This is a genomic window from Aeromicrobium stalagmiti, assembly GCF_013283745.1.
In the GTDB taxonomy this organism is placed as follows: domain Bacteria; phylum Actinomycetota; class Actinomycetes; order Propionibacteriales; family Nocardioidaceae; genus Aeromicrobium; species Aeromicrobium stalagmiti.
Genome location: NZ_JABSTZ010000001.1, coordinates 1,008,712 through 1,025,012, shown reverse-complemented (window position 1 = coordinate 1,025,012; position 16,301 = coordinate 1,008,712). Strand labels below are relative to the sequence as shown.

The following is a 16,301-nucleotide window of genomic DNA, read 5'->3' as shown; positions in this document are numbered from 1 at the left end:
GTCGCTAGGGTCGACGCATGAGCCCTGAGCATCTCGTCACGGTCTACGGCACCTCGATGATGATCTGTGCGCCCGAGGGCTTTCCTCTCGACACCGAGGGCGCGGCCGTCGAGCTCCTCGGCGAGGCCTTCAGCCTGAAGGCCGAGATGGTCGTCATCCCGGCCGAGCGACTGACCGACGACTTCTTCGACCTGCGCACGCAGGTGGCCAGCGAGATCGTCCAGAAGTTCGCCAACTACCGCATGCGCCTGGCGATCGTCGGCGACATCGGCCGCCGGGTCGGCGAGAGCGATTCGCTCAGCGCGTGGGTCGCGGAGGCCAACACGGGCAAGGACCTGTGGTTCTGCCCGACCTTCGACGACCTCAAGACCCGCCTCGACCGCCGGGCTCCTGCGCCCAGCTGATCGTCCGGACGCCGCGGGGCATGGCGCATTCCAGATACCGACGGTATGTTGACGATCATGGCTGACACATTTGCAGGCAAGGTCGCACTCGTTACCGGCGCTGCGCGCGGGATCGGCGCCGGCGTCGCCCGGGGCTTCGTCGAGGGCGGCGGCAGGGTCGCGCTCGTCGGCCTGGAGCCCGAGATGCTCGCCGAGCTGGCAGACGAGCTCGGCGACGCGGCCGCCTGGTGGGAGGCCGACGTCCGCGACAGTGCCGCGGTCAAGACGGCGGTCGACGCCGCAGCGGCCCACTTCGGGCGCATCGACTTCGTGCTGGCCAATGCCGGCATCGCGTCGTACGGCACGGTCCGCCAGATCGACGACACCGCGTTCGAGCGCGTCGTCGACATCAACATCAACGGTGTCTTCCGCACGCTCAAGCACACGACCCCGCACCTCGCGACCACCCACGGCTATGCCCTCGTGGTCGCCTCGCTCGCCTCGTTCACCGCCCTCGCCGGCCTCGCGTCGTACAACGCGAGCAAGGCCGGCGCCGAGTCGCTCGCGCTGGCCTACAAGCAGGAGGTCGCCCACCTCGGCATCGACGTCGGCATCTGCCACCCGTCGTGGATCGACACCGACATCGTCCGCAACGCCGAGAAGGACCTGCCGTCGTTCCGCGAGGTGCGCCAGAAGCTGCCCTACCCCGCCAACAGCACGACGAGCGTCGAGGACTGCGTCGCCCTGATCCTGCGCGGCTTCGCCAAGCGCAAGAGCCGGGTCTACGTCCCCAAGGGCGTGATGCTCGCGAGCTGGACCAAGGCGCTCACCAACTCACCCGTGGCGTGGCCGGTGCTGCGACGCATCGCCAAGAAGACCGTGCCCGGGCTCGAGCGCGAGGTCGACGCCCTCGGACGCTTCCACCACTCCCACGTCCCCGAGACCAAGCCGGCCGACTGACCTCGGACCGTCGCGGCCTCAGACCGCCGCGGTCTCAGACCGTCTGCACCGACGCGGCCAGCGACACCATGTGGCCGAGCCGGGCGACCTCGGAGTTGAGGAACTCCGGGCCGCCGTGGCGTCCGACCACGACGACCAGGCCGTTGCCGCGACGATCGCGCGCCGGGCAGGCCGCCAGCACCATGGAGTCCCACTCCGGCACCTCGCGCAGCACCTTGGCCTTGCGGATGCCGAGCCACTCGGTGGCACCCTCGACGAGCTTCGGCGCGGTCGACGACTTCGCCATCACGTGCGCCTCGCCGTCGACACGTTCCAGGGCCATCGCCCAGTCGGTGCGGAACGTCTCGGGGATGACGTCGACGAGCCGGGCGATCGCGCGCGCCGGGTCGTCGGTGAACCGTTCGACCGCCTCGAGGTCCATGCTGAGGTTGGCACCGGCGTTGTAGCGCGAGATCCAGTCGACCTTGACGCCCTCGAGCTGGTGGCACGCCGTGATCAGCGCGTCGGGCATGACGCGCGGAGGCAGCTCGAGCAGGACGTCGTCGACGACCTTGCCGTCAGAGCGCCGCTCGACGATCTCGATCGCCTCGATGTCGGCGCCCGCACCACCGAGCGCCGTCGCCAGCGCGCCGAGTGATCCGGGCACGTCAGGAAGCTCGACGCGCAGCAGGAATGCCATATGACCATTGTCACCGGCCGGCATTTCATTGCGGTTACGCGGGTAGCGTGGTGGCGTGAATCCCACCACCACCCGCACCGTGTTCCGCTACGTCGCCATCGCCGAAGCCATCTCCTGGCTGGGCCTGCTGATCGCGATGCTGTTCAAGTGGGTCATCGCGGACGACCCGCACACCGGGGCCGAGGGCGGCGTGCCGATCATGGGCCCCATCCACGGCACGATCTTCGTCCTCTACGTCGTCATGTGCCTGGTCGCCCGCAGCCGCTTCCGCTGGGACGTCAGGACGACGCTGCTGGCGCTGGCGTCGAGCATCCCGCCGTTCTTCACCATCTGGTTCGAGACCTGGGCCGACCGCACGGGCCGGCTGGCCGTCGCATCTCAGACGGGCGCGACCTCGGCGCCGTAGCGCTCGACGCAGAAGTCGCGCAGGCGTCCGGTGAACGCCTCGAGCGTAGACGCCGCGTGGTGCTCGGGCTCCCACGCCGCGAACAGCTCGATGCGCAGCGGCCCGTCACGTCCGATGACCTCGAGGCCGTGCAGGTCGAACCGCGGGTCGTCGGTCACCACGGCCACGCCCCGACCAGCCGCGGCGAGCGCCTGGGCGACCTGGGGGTTGCTGCACTCCACCACCGTGGCGGGGCCGAGCCCGGCGCGGTCGATCGCGAGGTCGAGGATCTGCCGCGGCCTGAACCCGGGCGTCAGCACCAGCAGCGTCTCGTCAACCAGCGCCTTCAGCCGGACCGTGGAGGCCGAGCCCCACGGGTGCCCCGCCGGCACGTAGGCCCACACCGGCAGCACCGCGATCGGTGCGCTCGCCAGCGGTGGTCGCGGCGGCTCCGTGACGATCGCGAGGTCGGCGCCGTGCCGCAGCGAGGCGTAGGCCTCGTGCGGGTCCGACTCGAACACCGTCGGCATCGGGTCGTCGGCGCCCAGGGTCGCAAGGAACGGCGCGATGACGTCGGTGAGGGTCGTGGTCGGCGCGGCGATCGTCAGACGTTCCAGCCGTCCCGCTGCGGATGATCGCGCGGCGGCCCGCGCGCCGTCCGCGCGCCGCAGGACGTCCTGCGCGTGCGGCAGGAACTCCCGACCTGCCGCACTCAGCCGCAGCCGTCCGGCGGAGCGGGAGAACAGGTCGACGCCCAGCTCGGTCTCGAGCTGGCGGAGCTGACGTGAGATCGCCGGCTGGGTCACGTGGACGACGTCAGCAGCGGCGCTCACCGAGCCCGTCTCGGCGACCGCGACGAAGTATCCGAGGGTGCGCAGCTCCATGCCTGCAGAGCATAGTCCTGATCAGAGATGAGTATTGGACGGCATAGTCCCAGCGCGGGAGGATGGGGGCATGTCTGCCTCTCTCGAGCAACGCCGTCACCTCGTCACGGCGATCCCCGGTCCCCGCTCCGTCGAGCTCATGGCACGCAAGAGCGCTGCGGTCGCCCACGGCATCGGGACCACGATGCCCGTGTTCGCCGTCGAGGCCGGAGGCGGCGTCGTCAAGGACGTCGACGGCAACTCGTTCATCGACCTCGGCTCCGGCATCGCCGTGACCACCGTCGGCAACAGCGCGCCCCGCGTCGTCGAGGCCGTCCAGCAGCAGGTGGCCGCCTTCACGCACACCTGTTTCATGGTGACGCCCTACGAGGGCTACGTGGCCGTCGCCGAGGCCCTCAACCGGCTCACGCCCGGCGACCACGAGAAGCGGTCGGCGCTGTTCAACTCCGGCGCCGAGGCGGTCGAGAACGCCATCAAGATCGCCCGCGTCCACACCAACAAGCAGGCCGTCGTCGTGTTCGACCACGCCTATCACGGTCGCACCAACCTGACGATGGCCATGACGGCCAAGTCGATGCCCTACAAGAGCGGCTTCGGGCCGTTCGCCCCCGAGGTCTACCGCGCGCCCCTGTCCTATCCCTACCGGGACGAGAAGGACGTCGACGGCACCGTCGCGGCGCGCCGCGCGATCACCGTCATCGAGAAGCAGGTCGGCGCCGGCAACCTCGCGGCCGTCGTGATCGAGCCGATCCAGGGCGAGGGCGGCTTCATCGTCCCGGCCGACGGCTTCCTGCCGGCCATCGCGCAGTGGTGCACCGCCAACGGCGTCGTGTTCATCGCCGACGAGGTGCAGACCGGCTTCGCCCGCACCGGCGCGCTGTTCGCGTGCGACCACGAGGGTGTCGTCCCCGACCTCATCGTCACGGCCAAGGGCATCGCCGGCGGCCTGCCGCTCTCGGCGGTCACCGGTCGCGCCGACATCATGGACGCCTCGCACGTCGGCGGCCTCGGCGGCACGTACGGCGGCAACCCCCTGGCGTGCGCCGCGGCCCTGGCCACGATCGAGACCATCGAGGCCGACGGGCTGGTCGAGCGCGCGGCGCAGATCGAGCGACTCATGCTCGACCGGCTCCACCGCCTGCAGGCCGACGACGACCGCCTCGGCGACGTCCGTGGCCGCGGCGCGATGATCGCGGTCGAGCTCGTGAGGTCCGGCACCGACGAGCCCGACGCCGACCTCGCCAGGATCGTCGCCACGAGCGCCCACCAGGCCGGCGTGATTGTCTTGACGTGCGGGACGTACGGCAACGTGCTCCGGTTCCTGCCGCCGCTCGCGATCAGCGACGAGCTGCTCACCGAGGCGCTCGACATCCTGACCGACATCTTCAAGGAGGCCACCTCATGAGCTCTGACGTCTTCATCAACAACGCCTGGCTGCCCGGCGCCGACGGGGAGTTCGACGTCGTCGACCCCTCGACCGGCGAGGCCATCCGCGCCGTGTCCAACGGCGGCGTCTCCGACGCCACGGCGGCCGTCGACGCGGCCGCCACCGCCCTGAAGAGCTGGCGCCGGGTCGCCCCGCGCGAGCGCGGCGAGATCTTGCGCCGGACGTTCGAGCTGATGATCCGCGACCGTGACGAGCTCGGCGCGCTGATCGCCGCCGAGAACGGCAAGTCCCTGACCGACGCCAAGGGCGAGGTGACGTACTCCGCGGAGTTCTTCCGCTGGTTCGCCGAGGAGGGCGTCCGCATGGGGGGCGACTACGGCTCCGCGCCCGCCGGCGGCACCCGTACGCTCGTCACCCACCACCCCGTGGGTGTCGCCGCGCTCGTGACGCCGTGGAACTTCCCGGCCGCCATGGCCGCCCGCAAGATCGCCCCGGCGCTCGCCGCCGGATGCACCGTGGTGCTCAAGCCCGCGTCGGAGACGCCCCTGACGGCGTTCGCCATCGCGAGGCTCATGGTCGAGGCCGGGCTGCCCGAGGGCGTCGTCAACATCGTGCCGTCGTCGTCGGCGGGCAAGATCGTCGGCGCGTGGATGGAGGACGCGCGCGTCCGCAAGATCTCGTTCACCGGCTCGACCGCGATCGGTCAGGTGCTCCTGAAGCAGGCCGCCGACCGCGTCGTGAACTCGTCGATGGAGCTCGGCGGCAACGCTCCCTTCATCGTCACCGAGGACGCCGACATCGACGCCGCGGTCGAGGGCGCGATGGTCGCGAAGTTCCGCGGTGGAGGTCAGGCCTGCACGGCGGCCAACCGGCTGTACGTCCACGCCGACGTCGCCGAGGAGTTCACCGCCAAGCTCGGCGCCAAGGTCGAGGCCCTGACCGTCGGCCCGGCCGCCGAGGGCTCCGACATCGGGCCCCTCATCAACGCCAAGGCCGTCGACTCGACGCACGCGCTGCTCGCCGGGGCGATCGAGGCCGGTGCCCGGATCGCTCACCAGGCTCCCGTCCCTGCTGACAGCAAGGGCTTCTGGTTCGCGCCGACCGTGCTCAGCAACGTCCCGGCCGACGCCGAGATCGTCCACGAGGAGATCTTCGGCCCCATCGCGCCGATCGTCACGTGGACGACCGACGAGGAGGTCATCGGCTACGCCAACGACACCGAGATGGGCCTCGCGGCGTACGTCTATGCCGGCGAGCTCCAGCGCGGCCTGCGCCTCGGCGAGGCGATCGAGGCCGGCATGGTCGGCGTCAACCGGGGGCTCGTGTCCGACCCGGCGGCACCGTTCGGCGGCATGAAGCAGAGCGGCATCGGCCGTGAAGGCGCCCGCGCCGGCCTGGAGGAGTTCCAGGAGACCCAGTACCTCAGCGTCGCCTGGCCCGACTGATCCCCCGGCGACGGTTTACCACGGTCCCTACGCAAACCGAACGGGATGACGGTCTCCCCTGGGCAAACCGAGCGGGTCAACCGTCTCCCCTGGGCAAACCGAACGGGTCAACCGTCTCCCCCACACAAACATCGTCCGCCCCAGGGAGATCTCCCTCGGGCGGACGACGTTTACCTCGGGCGGACCGTCCGCCCCATTCAATTTGCGTAGGGACCGTGGTAAACCGAAAAGGGGGTCAGTCGGCGACGTAGAACATGCGCTTGTTGACGAACTCGTCCATGCCGAGGGGACCGAGCTCGCGGCCGAAGCCGGAGCGCTTGACGCCGCCGAACGGGATCTCCGCACCCTCACCGGCCGTGGAGTTGACGTTGGCCATGCCGACCTCGAGCCGCTCGGCCAGCGACCGCGCCCGCTCCGGGTCGGCGCTGAACACCGAGCCACCCAGCCCGTACGTCGTGTCGTTGGCGAGCGCGAGCGCCTCCTCGTCGGACCCCACGGAGTAGACGACCGCGACGGGGCCGAACAGCTCCTCGGAGTACGCCCGCATGTCCTGGGTGATGCCCGTCAGCACCGCCGGGGAGTAGAACGCCGCCGGGGCCTCGCCGAGCACACCGCCGGCATGCAGCGTCGCGCCCTTGTCGACGGCGTCCTGCACCTGCTCGGCCAACGTCTCGGCGGCCTTGCGCGACGACAGCGGCGAGAACGTGTCGAGCGCCAGGGCCTTCTCGGTGAGCTTGGCGACGAAGTCGTCGAACAGGTCGTCCATGACGATCATGCGCTTGTTGGAGTTGCAGGCCTGACCCGTGTTGTACATCCGGAAGTCCCACGCGTCACCGACCACGGAGTCGAGGTCGTCGGAGTCGAGCACGACCATCGGGTCGGACCCGCCGAGCTCGAGCACGCACTTCTTGAGGTTCTTGCCCGCCAGCGCGGCGACCACCGACCCGGCCCGCTCCGACCCCGTCAGCGACACCCCGGCCACCCGCGGGTCGGCGATGATCGTCTCGATCTGGTCGAACGTCGCGAACACGTTGACGTAGGCGCCCTCGGGCACGCCGGCGTCCTTCATGATCTGCTCGACCGCGAGCGCCGACCGCGGCACCGACTCGGCGTGCTTGAGGATGATCGTGTTGCCCAGCATCAGGTTGGGCGCCGCGAACCGGGCGATCTGGTAGTACGGGAAGTTCCACGGCATGACCCCGAGCAGCGGCCCCACGGGCAGCTTCTGGACGATCGCCTTGCCGCCGGAGAAGCTCTTGATCTCCTGGTCGGCGGCCAGCGTCGGACCCTCGTCGGCGAAGTAGTCGAAGATCGCCTGGCAGAACTCGGCCTCCTCGACCCCCTCGCCGAGAGGCTTGCCCATCTCCCGGGTCGCGATCGCCGCGAGCTCGTCGGCCCGCTCGGCGAACAGGGCAGCAACCCGCTTGACGACGACGGCGCGCTCGGCGATCGGCACGTCCTTCCACGCCGAGTACGCCCCGGCCGACGCCGCCAACGCCGACTCGATCTCGGCATCGGTCGCGTGCTCGAAGGACTCGACGACCTCGCCGGTCGACGGGTCGGTCACCTGGTACGTGGGGCTGGTCATGGTTCTCCTCGTGGTCGTGGCGGGGTCAGGCAAGCAGGTCGGCGAGGGCTTCGGCAAAGACCTCGTGGTGGCGCTCGACGTCGGCGATCGACGTCACGGGCGACATCAGCGCCATGTTGTGGAACGGGGTCAGCAGGATGCCGCGATTGGCGAGGAACACGTGGAGATAGTCCTCGAGGTCGTCGTCCTGGGCGGCGGCCGACTCGGTGCCGTTGCGCGGAGCCGGCGACGCGAAGCGGTACTCCGTGCGTGCGCCGAGCTGGCTCACCGACCATGGCAGGTCGTGGCGGTCGATCGCCGCCTGGACCCCGTCGGTGAAGGCCGTGGCGGTCTGCACCATGACCTCGAACGCCTCGTCGGTGAGCACGTTCTCGAGCGTAGCCCGCATGGCCGCGACCGACACGGGGTTGCCGGCGAGCGTCCCGCCGACACCGCCCATGTCGACGAGGTCGAGGTCGGTACGCCCCTCGGCCATCTCGGCGAGCGCGTCGGACAGGCCGTAGGCGCCGCACGGGATGCCGCCGCCGATCGCCTTGCCGATCACCAGCACGTCGGGCTCGAGCCCCCACAGGGCCGTGGCCCCGCCGGGACCGGCGGAGAAGGTGTGGGTCTCGTCGATGATCAGGAGCGTGCCCGTACGGGTGCAGAGCTCACGGACGCCCGCGAGATAGCCCTCCTCCGGCAGCACGATGCCGATGTTGGTCAGCGCCGGCTCCATCAGCACCGCGGCGACGTCGCCGTGGGCGAGCTGACGCTCCAGCGCCGCGAGGTCGTTGAACTCCGCGACGCGGCTGGTCTCGGTGACGTCGACCGGCGCGCCGACGTTGCCCGGACGCATCATGCCCTCGCCGTCGGGGCCGACGACGATCAGCGACTCGTCGACGCTGCCGTGGTAGCAGTAGGCGTTGACCAGGATCTTGGGTCGACCCGTCAGCGCCCGCACCAGCCGGATGGCCCAGCGGTTGGCATCGGTCGCGGTGAGGGAGAAGCTCCAGCGGCCCAGCCCGAAGCGACGGGTCAGCTCGGCCCCGACCCACTCGGCGTCCGCGGTCGGCAGCATCGTGGTCAGGCCCCCCAGCCCGCTCATGCGGTGCGTGACGGCGTCGAGCGTCGGCTGCGGCGAGTGACCACCCATCGCCCCGGTGTCGCCGAGCGCGAAGTCGATGTACTCGTGACCGTCGACGTCCCAGACGCGGTTGCCCCGCGCCCGGTCGACGTAGAGCGGGAAGCCCGCGGCGTTCTTGTTCATCCACGTCATCGGCACCCGCCCGAACAGGTGGGTCGCCGCGGCGTAGAGGCGCGCCGACGCGGGGTTGCGCTCGGCGAACAGCGCCCGCTCGCGGACGAGCAGCTCCTCCAGCCGTGACCGGTCGATCGTGCTCATCGGACTCCTTCGGCGTCACCGCTGATCTTCTGGGCGATCCAGATGGGGACGATCGACAGCAGGATCAGCACGACCGCCACCACGTTGACGATAGGCGCCTGGTTGGGTCGGAAGAGGTTGTTGAGGATCCAGATCGGCAACGTCGTGGTGCCCGCACCGGCGGTGAACGTCGTCACGATGATCTCGTCGAAGCTGAGTGCGAACGCGAGCAGGCCACCGGCCAGCAGCGCCGAGCGCAGCTGCGGGAACGTGACGAGACGGAACGTCGTCCAGACCCCCGCACCGAGGTCGGCGGACGCCTCCTCGAACGATCCACCCATCCGCCGCAGGCGCGCCTGCACGTTGTTGAAGACCGTGACGATGCAGAACGTCGCGTGCGCGACGATGACCGTGAGCAGGCCCAGCTGGATGCCCATGACGCCGCGGAACGCGTTGTTGAGCGCGATGCCCGTGACGATGCCGGGCAGCGCGATCGGCAGGATCACCAGCAGGTTGACCGAGTTCTTGCCAAAGAACGAGTAGCGCTGCAGCGCCAGCGACATCAGCGTGCCGAGCACGAGGGCGATCGCCGTGGACGCCAGCGCGACCTGGACGCTCGTCATGACCGCCTCGCGCGCGCCGTCCGAGCTCCACGCCCGGCGCCACCACTCGAGCGTCAGGCCGCTGGGCGGCCACGCGAACGAGCGGCTGGTGTTGAACGAGTTGAGCACCACCAGCATCAGCGGCAGGTACATGACCAGCAACGTCAGTGCGGTCAGGGTGGCCAGGATGCGCTTGACTCCGGCGCCGAGGATCATCGCTGCGACCTCACAGGTTCTCGAGGGCACCCGTACGGCGCACAGCCGTCAGGTAGCCGATCATGATGACGATGGGGATGAGTGCGACCGCCGCTGCGAGCGGCAGGTTGTTGGCCGCGCCGACGTTGGTGTAGACGAGGTTGCCGAGCATCTGGTTGGCGCCGCCCACGATGTTGACCGTGATGTAGTCGCCGAGGGTGAGCGAGAAGCTGAAGATCGACCCGGCGATGATGGCCGGCTTCAGGAGCGGGAACACCACCGTCCGCAGGGTCTGCCAGGCGGAGGCGCCGAGGTCGCCGGACGCGTCGAGCAGCGAGTTGGGCACGCGCTCGAGACCGGCGAAGATCGGCAGGATGACGTACGGGAGCCAGATGTAGGCCTGCGTGATGATGACGGCCGTGATGCCGTAGCCCGGCGTCCCCATGCCGATCTTGCTGCTGGCCCACTCGAAGATGCCGTCGTCCGACAGCACCGAGCGCCACGCGAACGCCTTGACGAGATAGCTCGCCCACAGCGGCGTCAGCACCGCGATCACGAGCACGCGCTGCATGCGGCGCGACGCGATCTTGGCCATGTAGAACGCGATGGGCAGGGCGATCGCGATGTCGATGATCGTCACCGCGGCGGCCACGCCGATCGTGCGCAGCGTGACGGTGCGATAGAGCGACTCGGTCGCGATCTCCTTGATGTTGTCGAACGTCAGCGAGCGCGTGATCTCCCCGGTGAAGCTGTCGACCGACCACAGCGCCGTCACGAGCAGCGCGGCGAGCGCGACGACGTAGACGAGCACCAGCCAGGTCAGGGGCGCGGTGAGCAGGAGGGTCAACCTCAGCCACGGCTTGGAGGTGAGGAGGGAGGAGGCCCGCCGTGCGGCCGTCCGCGAGGGGACGGCCGCACGGCTGGTGTCAGTCGACATGGATCAGATCAGCCCTTGATCTCTGTCCAGGCCTTGGTCCACTCCGAGTAGTCCTTGCACTCGACGTCGGTGCGGCCGTCGAGGCACTCGGCGACCGGCGTGCGCCAGTACCAGAGCTTGGACGCGAAGTCCTCGTCGCCGGCCTTGTAGGAGTCGCAGAAGCCGGGATCGCTCGCGAAGTCACACGCCTCCTTGCTGTTCGGCGCCTCGCCGAAGTACTCGGTCGCCTGGGCGTTGGCCTGGGGCGAGTCGATGTAGTTCAGCCACGCGTACGCACAGTTGGGGCTCTTGGCCTGCGACGAGATCATCCAGGTGTCCGACCAGCCGGTCGCACCCTCCTCGGGCAGGACGGCCTTGACCTTGGTCTTCTTGGTGTCGATCGAGTTGACGATGACCTGCCACGTCGTGCCGATGACCGAGTCGCCGGTCTCGAACGCGGAGATCTCCTTGAGGTAGTCCGACCAGTACTCGCCGACGTTCTTGCGCTGCTCCTTGAGCAGGTCGATCGTCGCCGCGAACTGCTTGTCGTCGAGGGCGTACGGGTTCTTGATCCCGAGCTCCGGCGAGTGCTTCATGAGGTACAGCGCCGCGTCGGCGATGTAGATCGGCGAGTCGTACGAGGTGATCTTGCCCTTGTACTTCGCCATCTCCTCGGGCTCGAACACGGCCGACCACGAGGTGGGAGCGGGCGAGACCTCGTCCTCGTTGTACATCAGCAGGTTGGCGCCGTAGCCGTGCGGGACGCCGTAGTGCTTGCCGTCGAAGGTGTTCCACTCCTGGTCCTTGAGGAAGTCGAAGACCTTCTCGTAGTTGGGGATCAGGTCGGTGTTGACCTCGACGGCCTCCTTCGACGCGACCATCCGCGCCGTGAGGTCCCCCGAGGAGACGACGACGTCGTAGTCACCCGTCTTGGCCAGGTTGAAGGCCTCGTCGGAGGTGCCGTACGTCTTGGAGGTCACCTCGCACTTGGTCTCCTTCTCGAAGGCGGTGACCCAGTCGACCTTGGGGTCGTTGCTGCCGTCCTCGACGTAGCCGGGCCACGCGAGGATGGAGACCTTGCCCTCCATCTTCCCCAGCTTGGTCGGGACCTCGGCAGCACTGCCGGAGTCGCTCCCGCCACAGGCGGCGAGGGCGACGAGCGCGCTGCTGGCGAGGAGGGCTCCGAGGGCCCTCCTGCGGTGTGTCGTCCTTCTCATCGGTGTCTCCATCTCTCTTCGGTGGTGGGAGTGGTGCCTTGCGGAGTGGTGCTCGGTGGGGGTCGGGTCAGGTGAGGGGCACGAGGTCGTCGAGGGACCAGCTGGCGACGACCTTCTCGCCGCGCTGCTCCCTCTGCGCCTGGGCGCCGGTGCTCTGCTCGAGCACGACGAGGCGCGTGCCGTCGTCGAGCAGGACGTGGATGCGGTGGCCGGTGCCGAGGTAGATCGACTCGGAGATGACGCCCTCGGCGCGGACGACGCCCGCGCCACCGGATCGGGTCGACGTCCCCGACGCGCTGATCGAGATCTTCTCGGGCCGCAGCGCGTGGGTGCCGTCGCGTCCGAGGAGCCGCTGGGACGTGGCGCTGTCGAAGATGTTGGAGGTGCCGACGAATGACGCGACGTACTCCGACGTCGGCGTCTCGTAGATCTCCTGCGGGGTGCCGAGCTGCACGATCTTGCCCTCGCTGAAGACGGCCACCCGGTCGCTCAGCGTCAGCGCCTCCTCCTGGTCGTGGGTCACGAAGACGAAGGTGATGCCGAGGTTGCGCTGCAGCTGCTTGAGCTCGACCTGCATCTGCTCGCGGAGCTTGAGGTCGAGCGCACCGAGCGGCTCGTCGAGCAGCAGCACCTTGGGCTGGACGACGATCGAGCGGGCGAGGGCGACGCGCTGGCGCTGACCGCCGGAGAGCTGGCCGGGGCTGCGGTCGGCGAGGTGCGCGAGCTGCACCGTGCCGAGGGCCTCCTCGGCCTGGCGACGACGGACGGACTTCTTGACCCCACGGACCCGCAGCCCGTACGCGACGTTGTCGAGCACGCTCATGTGCGGGAAGAGGGCGTAGTCCTGGAAGACGGTGTTGACGTCGCGGTCGAAGGGCGCGCGGGACGTGACGTCCTCGCCGGCCAGCTCGATCGTCCCGCTGGTGGCCTGCTCGAAGCCGGCGACCAGGCGCAGGACCGTGGTCTTGCCGGAGCCCGAGGGGCCGAGCATCGAGAAGAACTCGCCGTCGGCGATGTCGAGGTCGACGTCGTCGACGGCCCTGACCTCGCCGAAGTGCTTGCTCAGCCCGCGCAGGGAGATCGCGGTGCCGGAGGGCGCCGTGAGCCCTGCGGAGGTCTCGTCGGTCGTGCTCACAGCCATCGGTGTGCGGTCCCCTCGAGGTCGGTGGGTGTGACCTGAGCCACGTGGTGGCAAAATCATATGGGACCAGATATTAAATGGCTAGGCTCACTCTGTAACGATCAGGTGACGATCCCGAGGAGGTGCAGATGGCGACCGTCCGACGTCCCGCCACGCGTGCACGATCCGCGATCTTCGCCCCCCTCGGTGACGAAGGCCGCGCCGTCCGCGTCGAGAACCGCCTTGCCGAGGCCATCCGCTCAGGCGTCCTCGCCGACGGCGAACGCTTGCCGAGCGAGCCCGAGCTGGCCTCGATGCTCGGCGTCGCCACCGTCACCGCGCGCGAGGCGCTGGTCGCCCTGCGCGCCCAGGGACTCGTCACCACGACCCGCGGACGGGGCGGCGGCAGCTTCGTCACCCGCCCCGAGCCGAGCAGCGTCGACGAGCTGGGCAGCCGCCTGACGGCCATGTCACGGGTCGAGCTGCGCGACCGCGGCACGATCTACGGCGTCATCCTCGCCGGGTGCGCCGAGCTCGCCGCGGAGCGCTCCGACCCCACCGACGTCGAGGGTCTGCGCCAGCTGCTCGTCGAGGCCGAGGAGCCCGACGTCGGGGTCTGGCGCCACGCCGACTCCGAGCTCTACCTCTCGGTCGCGGCCCTCACCCAGTCGGCGCGGATGACGCGCGAGGTCGTCCGCCTCGAGGCCGACTTCGGCGCGCTGCTGCGCATGCCCCTGGCCGACGAGGACTTCCGCACCGAGACGTGCGCGCGGCACGCCGCCCTCGTCGACGCGATCGAGCAGCATGATGCCGCGACGGCCCGGACCTGTGTGAAGGAGCACGTCGGCGATGCCCTGGAAAGGCTGGCCGATGTGCACGCATCGATGCAATGATCAACCAAATACGGCCCCGGCTCACGACGAAGGAGCACCCCGCATGACGGTCCAGACAGCGGAGCTCGCGGCGTGCGTCGAGCGGGTCGAGACCCACTTCCACCACATCCTCGACCAGCTCGAGTCGATGCGCGCCCCCTTGGTCGGGCTCTTCGACCGGGGGCCCGTCGACGCCGACACCGCCCGCAGCAGCATCGAGCCGCTCGTGCGCACGTTCCTCGCCACGTCCGACATCGTCGGTGCCGGCTACGTCGCGGCGCGCGGCGCCCTCGACGACCAGCCGCTCTACCTCGCGTGGTGGCAGGGCGACGACCAGCACCTGCTCGCCGAGCCGGACGCACCCGCCACCGGTGCACCGCTCGACTACACGCGCCACCCGTGGTTCCGCACGCCCGAGCGCACCGGCGAGCCCCACGTCACGGGGCCCTACGTCGACTTCGTCTGCACCGACGAGTACGTCATGACGTCGACGACGCCGGTCTTCTCGCACGGCCGCATGGTCGGCGTCGTCGGCGCCGACACCCTCGTCGAGACCCTCGAGAAGCTGCTGCTCCCGACCTTCCGTGCCGTCGGCGCGACGCTCGTCAACGACCTCGGACGCACCGTCATGTCAGCCGATCCGCACCAGGCGACCGGCAGCCTGATCGACCTCGAGGAGTGCTCCCAGGTCGTCAGCTGTGCGCGGCTGCCCCTGTCCGTCGTCAGGCGTTGACGCCGCGGCGACTGACGCGGACGTAGGCCAGCTCGAGCGCGACGAACAGCGCCGTCACGACGAGGCAGGCCACCGTGACGGCGACGGCTCCGTGCTCGGCGACGTCGAGGAATCCGTAGGGAACCTTGGCGGTCACCGTCGGCGTGAGGTCGAAGACCGGGTCGGCGACCTCGGCCCGCACCAGCGTGTAGGCCAGCCACACGATCGGGAACGCGAGCGACCACAGGGCCGTCCATCCCAGGCGGGTGCGCGGGCGCAGGAACAGGAAGCCGATCACCGACATGGCCGGGACGACGTAGTGGAAGATCTTGTCGAACCACCACTCGACACCCGTGAAGCTGCCGTTGCCGGCGAGCACCGTGGCATAGACGATGCCGGTCACCGTGATCGCGACCAGGCTGCCGAGGCGCAGGATGCCGAACGCCGTGCCTCCGCGGTCGGGCCGCTGCACGAGCAGCAGGCTCGTGACGAGCACGAGGATGTTGGACTCGATCGTGAAGTAGCTGATGAAGTTGGTGAACGAGCGGTCGCGGTCGATCGTCAGGCAGGCCTGGCCCACCAGCGCGAAGGCCGTGAGGGCCGCGACGAGGCCGTGCCAGAGTCTGATCACACCCCGACGATATCGCCCCGCGACCCCGTTGCGCGGTGTCGCCGATCGGCACGTCGTCGCACTCGATAGCCTGAGGCGGCACCCCTGAGGAGGAACGGTGGACGAGCACACCCGCGGCGCACATCACGTGCAGCGCATCGGCTCGTCACGCCTGATCGTCGAGCCGCCGGTGCGGTTCCTCGGCCCGTTCGTCATCCGCGCCGACACCCGCATCGGCGCGTTCACCGAGTTCGGCCGCGAGGTCGAGGTGCAGGCCGCCACGTTCGGCCGCTACTGCGAGATCGGCCCCGGCAGCCTGATCGGCGCGACGGGTCACCCGACGTCGTGGCTCAGCGTCTCGGCGTTCCAGTACAAGAAGGCCACGTGGGGCTGGCACCCCTCGGCCGACGACACCGAGGTCGTCGACCCCGAGGCGGGCGGACGCCAGTCGTTCCGCAGCGTCGCCGGCGACCTCGCCACGATCGGCAACGACGTATGGATCGGCGCCAACGTCGTCGTCCTGCGCGGCGTCTCGATCGGCGACGGCTCGATCGTCGCGGCCAACGCCGTCGTCACCAAGGACATCCCGCCCTACTCGATCGCCGGCGGCATGCCCGCCAAGGTCATCCGCTCCCGCGTCGACGACGACCTGCGCGCCGAGCTGCTCGACCTGCAGTGGTGGCGCCACTCCCCCAACCAGCTGAGCGGCATCCCCTACGACGACCCGGCCGCGGCGGCGGCCCAGCTGCGACCCCGCATCGCCGCAGGCCTCGAGCCGTACGACCCGGGGTTCGTCGAGATCGCCAAGCCGGCCGCCCCGTCCCCCGCACGGCGCCGCCGCTTCTTCCTGCGCTGACCCCACCCCGGCGCGGTGGATTCTCCACCGTCCCAGGGCCGGACGGCGCTCGTACGGTGGAGGATCCACCGCGCCCCGCGAAAAGGTGGCGAATCCACCGCCCGAGGTGCGGGGTGGGGGTGACGGC

General features: G+C 69.8%; 17 protein-coding genes. 8 read left to right on the top strand and 9 right to left on the bottom strand.

Translation table 11 applies throughout. From position 1 onward, the window contains the following. The first annotated feature begins 17 nt into the window (after positions 1 to 17). Both HQK15_RS04975 and HQK15_RS04970 read left to right on the top strand, forming a co-directional pair. The gene (locus tag HQK15_RS04975) at positions 18 to 404 is read left to right on the top strand and encodes a DUF4180 domain-containing protein (RefSeq protein ID WP_173490288.1); all 387 of its coding nucleotides are present in this window, start codon (positions 18 to 20) and stop codon (positions 402 to 404) included. A gap of 57 nt (positions 405 to 461) precedes the next feature. Further along, entirely contained in the window at positions 462 to 1,343 is an 882-nt protein-coding gene (locus tag HQK15_RS04970) for an SDR family oxidoreductase (RefSeq protein ID WP_173490287.1), read from the top strand. Positions 1,344 to 1,377: 34 nt separating this feature from the next. Here the strand turns inward: HQK15_RS04970 and HQK15_RS04965 are convergent, their stop codons facing one another. Further along, the gene (locus tag HQK15_RS04965) at positions 1,378 to 2,013 is read right to left on the bottom strand and encodes an ACT domain-containing protein (protein WP_437340244.1); all 636 of its coding nucleotides are present in this window, start codon (positions 2,011 to 2,013) and stop codon (positions 1,378 to 1,380) included. Between the two features lie 64 nt (positions 2,014 to 2,077). On the opposite strand from HQK15_RS04965, the gene HQK15_RS04960 reads away from it, so the two are divergent. Beyond that, entirely contained in the window at positions 2,078 to 2,428 is a 351-nt protein-coding gene (locus tag HQK15_RS04960) for a DUF3817 domain-containing protein (RefSeq protein ID WP_173490285.1), read from the top strand. On the opposite strand, the gene HQK15_RS04955 is transcribed toward HQK15_RS04960, so the two are convergent. Next, positions 2,401 to 3,291: a LysR family transcriptional regulator gene (locus HQK15_RS04955; RefSeq protein ID WP_173490284.1), complete on the bottom strand. Its 891-nt coding sequence runs from the start codon at positions 3,289 to 3,291 to the stop codon at positions 2,401 to 2,403. The genes HQK15_RS04960 and HQK15_RS04955 overlap by 28 nt on opposite strands. 70 nt (positions 3,292 to 3,361) lie before the next feature. Between HQK15_RS04955 and gabT the strand changes: the two genes are divergently transcribed. Together gabT and HQK15_RS04945 are read left to right on the top strand one after the other, a co-directional pair. Beyond that, positions 3,362 to 4,696, top strand: coding sequence for a 4-aminobutyrate--2-oxoglutarate transaminase (gabT, locus tag HQK15_RS04950; protein WP_173490283.1), 1,335 nt, complete (start codon positions 3,362 to 3,364; stop codon positions 4,694 to 4,696). Beyond that, the gene (locus HQK15_RS04945) at positions 4,693 to 6,123 is read left to right on the top strand and encodes an NAD-dependent succinate-semialdehyde dehydrogenase (protein WP_173490282.1); all 1,431 of its coding nucleotides are present in this window, start codon (positions 4,693 to 4,695) and stop codon (positions 6,121 to 6,123) included. The genes gabT and HQK15_RS04945 overlap by 4 nt, the downstream gene beginning before the upstream one ends. Positions 6,124 to 6,358: 235 nt before the next feature. On the opposite strand, the gene HQK15_RS04940 is transcribed toward HQK15_RS04945, so the two are convergent. The 6 genes from HQK15_RS04940 to HQK15_RS04915 all read right to left on the bottom strand — a co-directional run bounded on the left by HQK15_RS04940 (position 6,359) and on the right by HQK15_RS04915 (position 13,145). Then, positions 6,359 to 7,711 (bottom strand): NAD-dependent succinate-semialdehyde dehydrogenase, encoded by a 1,353-nt coding sequence (locus HQK15_RS04940; protein ID WP_173490281.1) that lies wholly within the window; start codon positions 7,709 to 7,711, stop codon positions 6,359 to 6,361. A 25-nt stretch (positions 7,712 to 7,736) separates the two neighbouring features. Then, positions 7,737 to 9,095 carry a transaminase gene (locus HQK15_RS04935; protein WP_173490280.1) on the bottom strand — a complete coding sequence of 453 codons (1,359 nt, stop codon included), beginning with the start codon at positions 9,093 to 9,095 and terminating at the stop codon, positions 7,737 to 7,739. Then, positions 9,092 to 9,892, bottom strand: coding sequence for an ABC transporter permease (locus HQK15_RS04930; RefSeq protein WP_173490279.1), 801 nt, complete (start codon positions 9,890 to 9,892; stop codon positions 9,092 to 9,094). Before HQK15_RS04930 ends, HQK15_RS04935 begins: the two co-directional genes overlap by 4 nt. Positions 9,893 to 9,902: 10 nt before the next feature. Continuing rightward, positions 9,903 to 10,808: an ABC transporter permease gene (locus HQK15_RS04925; RefSeq protein ID WP_173490278.1), complete on the bottom strand. Its 906-nt coding sequence runs from the start codon at positions 10,806 to 10,808 to the stop codon at positions 9,903 to 9,905. Between the two features lie 8 nt (positions 10,809 to 10,816). Next, complete coding sequence (locus tag HQK15_RS04920; protein ID WP_173490277.1) at positions 10,817 to 12,004, bottom strand: ABC transporter substrate-binding protein; 1,188 nt, start codon at positions 12,002 to 12,004, stop codon at positions 10,817 to 10,819. 67 nt (positions 12,005 to 12,071) lie between these two features. Further along, entirely contained in the window at positions 12,072 to 13,145 is a 1,074-nt protein-coding gene (locus HQK15_RS04915; protein ID WP_173490276.1) for an ABC transporter ATP-binding protein, read from the bottom strand. 128 nt (positions 13,146 to 13,273) lie between these two features. Here HQK15_RS04915 and HQK15_RS04910 point away from each other — a divergent pair, with 128 nt between their 5' ends. Next, a complete protein-coding gene (locus tag HQK15_RS04910; protein ID WP_173490275.1) occupies positions 13,274 to 14,017 on the top strand; it encodes a FadR/GntR family transcriptional regulator in 744 nt (247 codons plus the stop codon). A gap of 43 nt (positions 14,018 to 14,060) precedes the next feature. After that, on the top strand, positions 14,061 to 14,729 hold the full coding sequence (locus tag HQK15_RS04905) for a cache domain-containing protein (protein WP_173490274.1): 669 nt from the start codon (positions 14,061 to 14,063) through the stop codon (positions 14,727 to 14,729). Here the strand turns inward: HQK15_RS04905 and HQK15_RS04900 are convergent. Then, the gene (locus HQK15_RS04900; RefSeq protein ID WP_173490273.1) at positions 14,719 to 15,339 is read right to left on the bottom strand and encodes a Pr6Pr family membrane protein; all 621 of its coding nucleotides are present in this window, start codon (positions 15,337 to 15,339) and stop codon (positions 14,719 to 14,721) included. The genes HQK15_RS04905 and HQK15_RS04900 overlap by 11 nt on opposite strands. Positions 15,340 to 15,436: 97 nt before the next feature. Here HQK15_RS04900 and HQK15_RS18795 point away from each other — a divergent pair, with 97 nt between their 5' ends. Beyond that, positions 15,437 to 16,174 (top strand): CatB-related O-acetyltransferase, encoded by a 738-nt coding sequence (locus HQK15_RS18795; RefSeq protein WP_173490272.1) that lies wholly within the window; start codon positions 15,437 to 15,439, stop codon positions 16,172 to 16,174. Positions 16,175 to 16,301: the final 127 nt, after the last annotated feature.

Coding starts and splice junctions, on each gene's coding strand:
- HQK15_RS04975 (WP_173490288.1), top strand. CDS start 18: ATGAGCCCTGAGCATCTCGTCACGGTCTACGGCACCTCGATGATGATC.
- HQK15_RS04970 (WP_173490287.1), top strand. CDS start 462: ATGGCTGACACATTTGCAGGCAAGGTCGCACTCGTTACCGGCGCTGCG.
- HQK15_RS04955 (WP_173490284.1), bottom strand. CDS start 3,291: ATGGAGCTGCGCACCCTCGGATACTTCGTCGCGGTCGCCGAGACGGGC.
- gabT (WP_173490283.1), top strand. CDS start 3,362: ATGTCTGCCTCTCTCGAGCAACGCCGTCACCTCGTCACGGCGATCCCC.
- HQK15_RS04945 (WP_173490282.1), top strand. CDS start 4,693: ATGAGCTCTGACGTCTTCATCAACAACGCCTGGCTGCCCGGCGCCGAC.
- HQK15_RS04940 (WP_173490281.1), bottom strand. CDS start 7,711: ATGACCAGCCCCACGTACCAGGTGACCGACCCGTCGACCGGCGAGGTC.
- HQK15_RS04935 (WP_173490280.1), bottom strand. CDS start 9,095: ATGAGCACGATCGACCGGTCACGGCTGGAGGAGCTGCTCGTCCGCGAG.
- HQK15_RS04930 (WP_173490279.1), bottom strand. CDS start 9,892: ATGATCCTCGGCGCCGGAGTCAAGCGCATCCTGGCCACCCTGACCGCA.
- HQK15_RS04925 (WP_173490278.1), bottom strand. CDS start 10,808: ATGTCGACTGACACCAGCCGTGCGGCCGTCCCCTCGCGGACGGCCGCA.
- HQK15_RS04920 (WP_173490277.1), bottom strand. CDS start 12,004: ATGAGAAGGACGACACACCGCAGGAGGGCCCTCGGAGCCCTCCTCGCC.
- HQK15_RS04915 (WP_173490276.1), bottom strand. CDS start 13,145: ATGGCTGTGAGCACGACCGACGAGACCTCCGCAGGGCTCACGGCGCCC.
- HQK15_RS04910 (WP_173490275.1), top strand. CDS start 13,274: ATGGCGACCGTCCGACGTCCCGCCACGCGTGCACGATCCGCGATCTTC.
- HQK15_RS04905 (WP_173490274.1), top strand. CDS start 14,061: ATGACGGTCCAGACAGCGGAGCTCGCGGCGTGCGTCGAGCGGGTCGAG.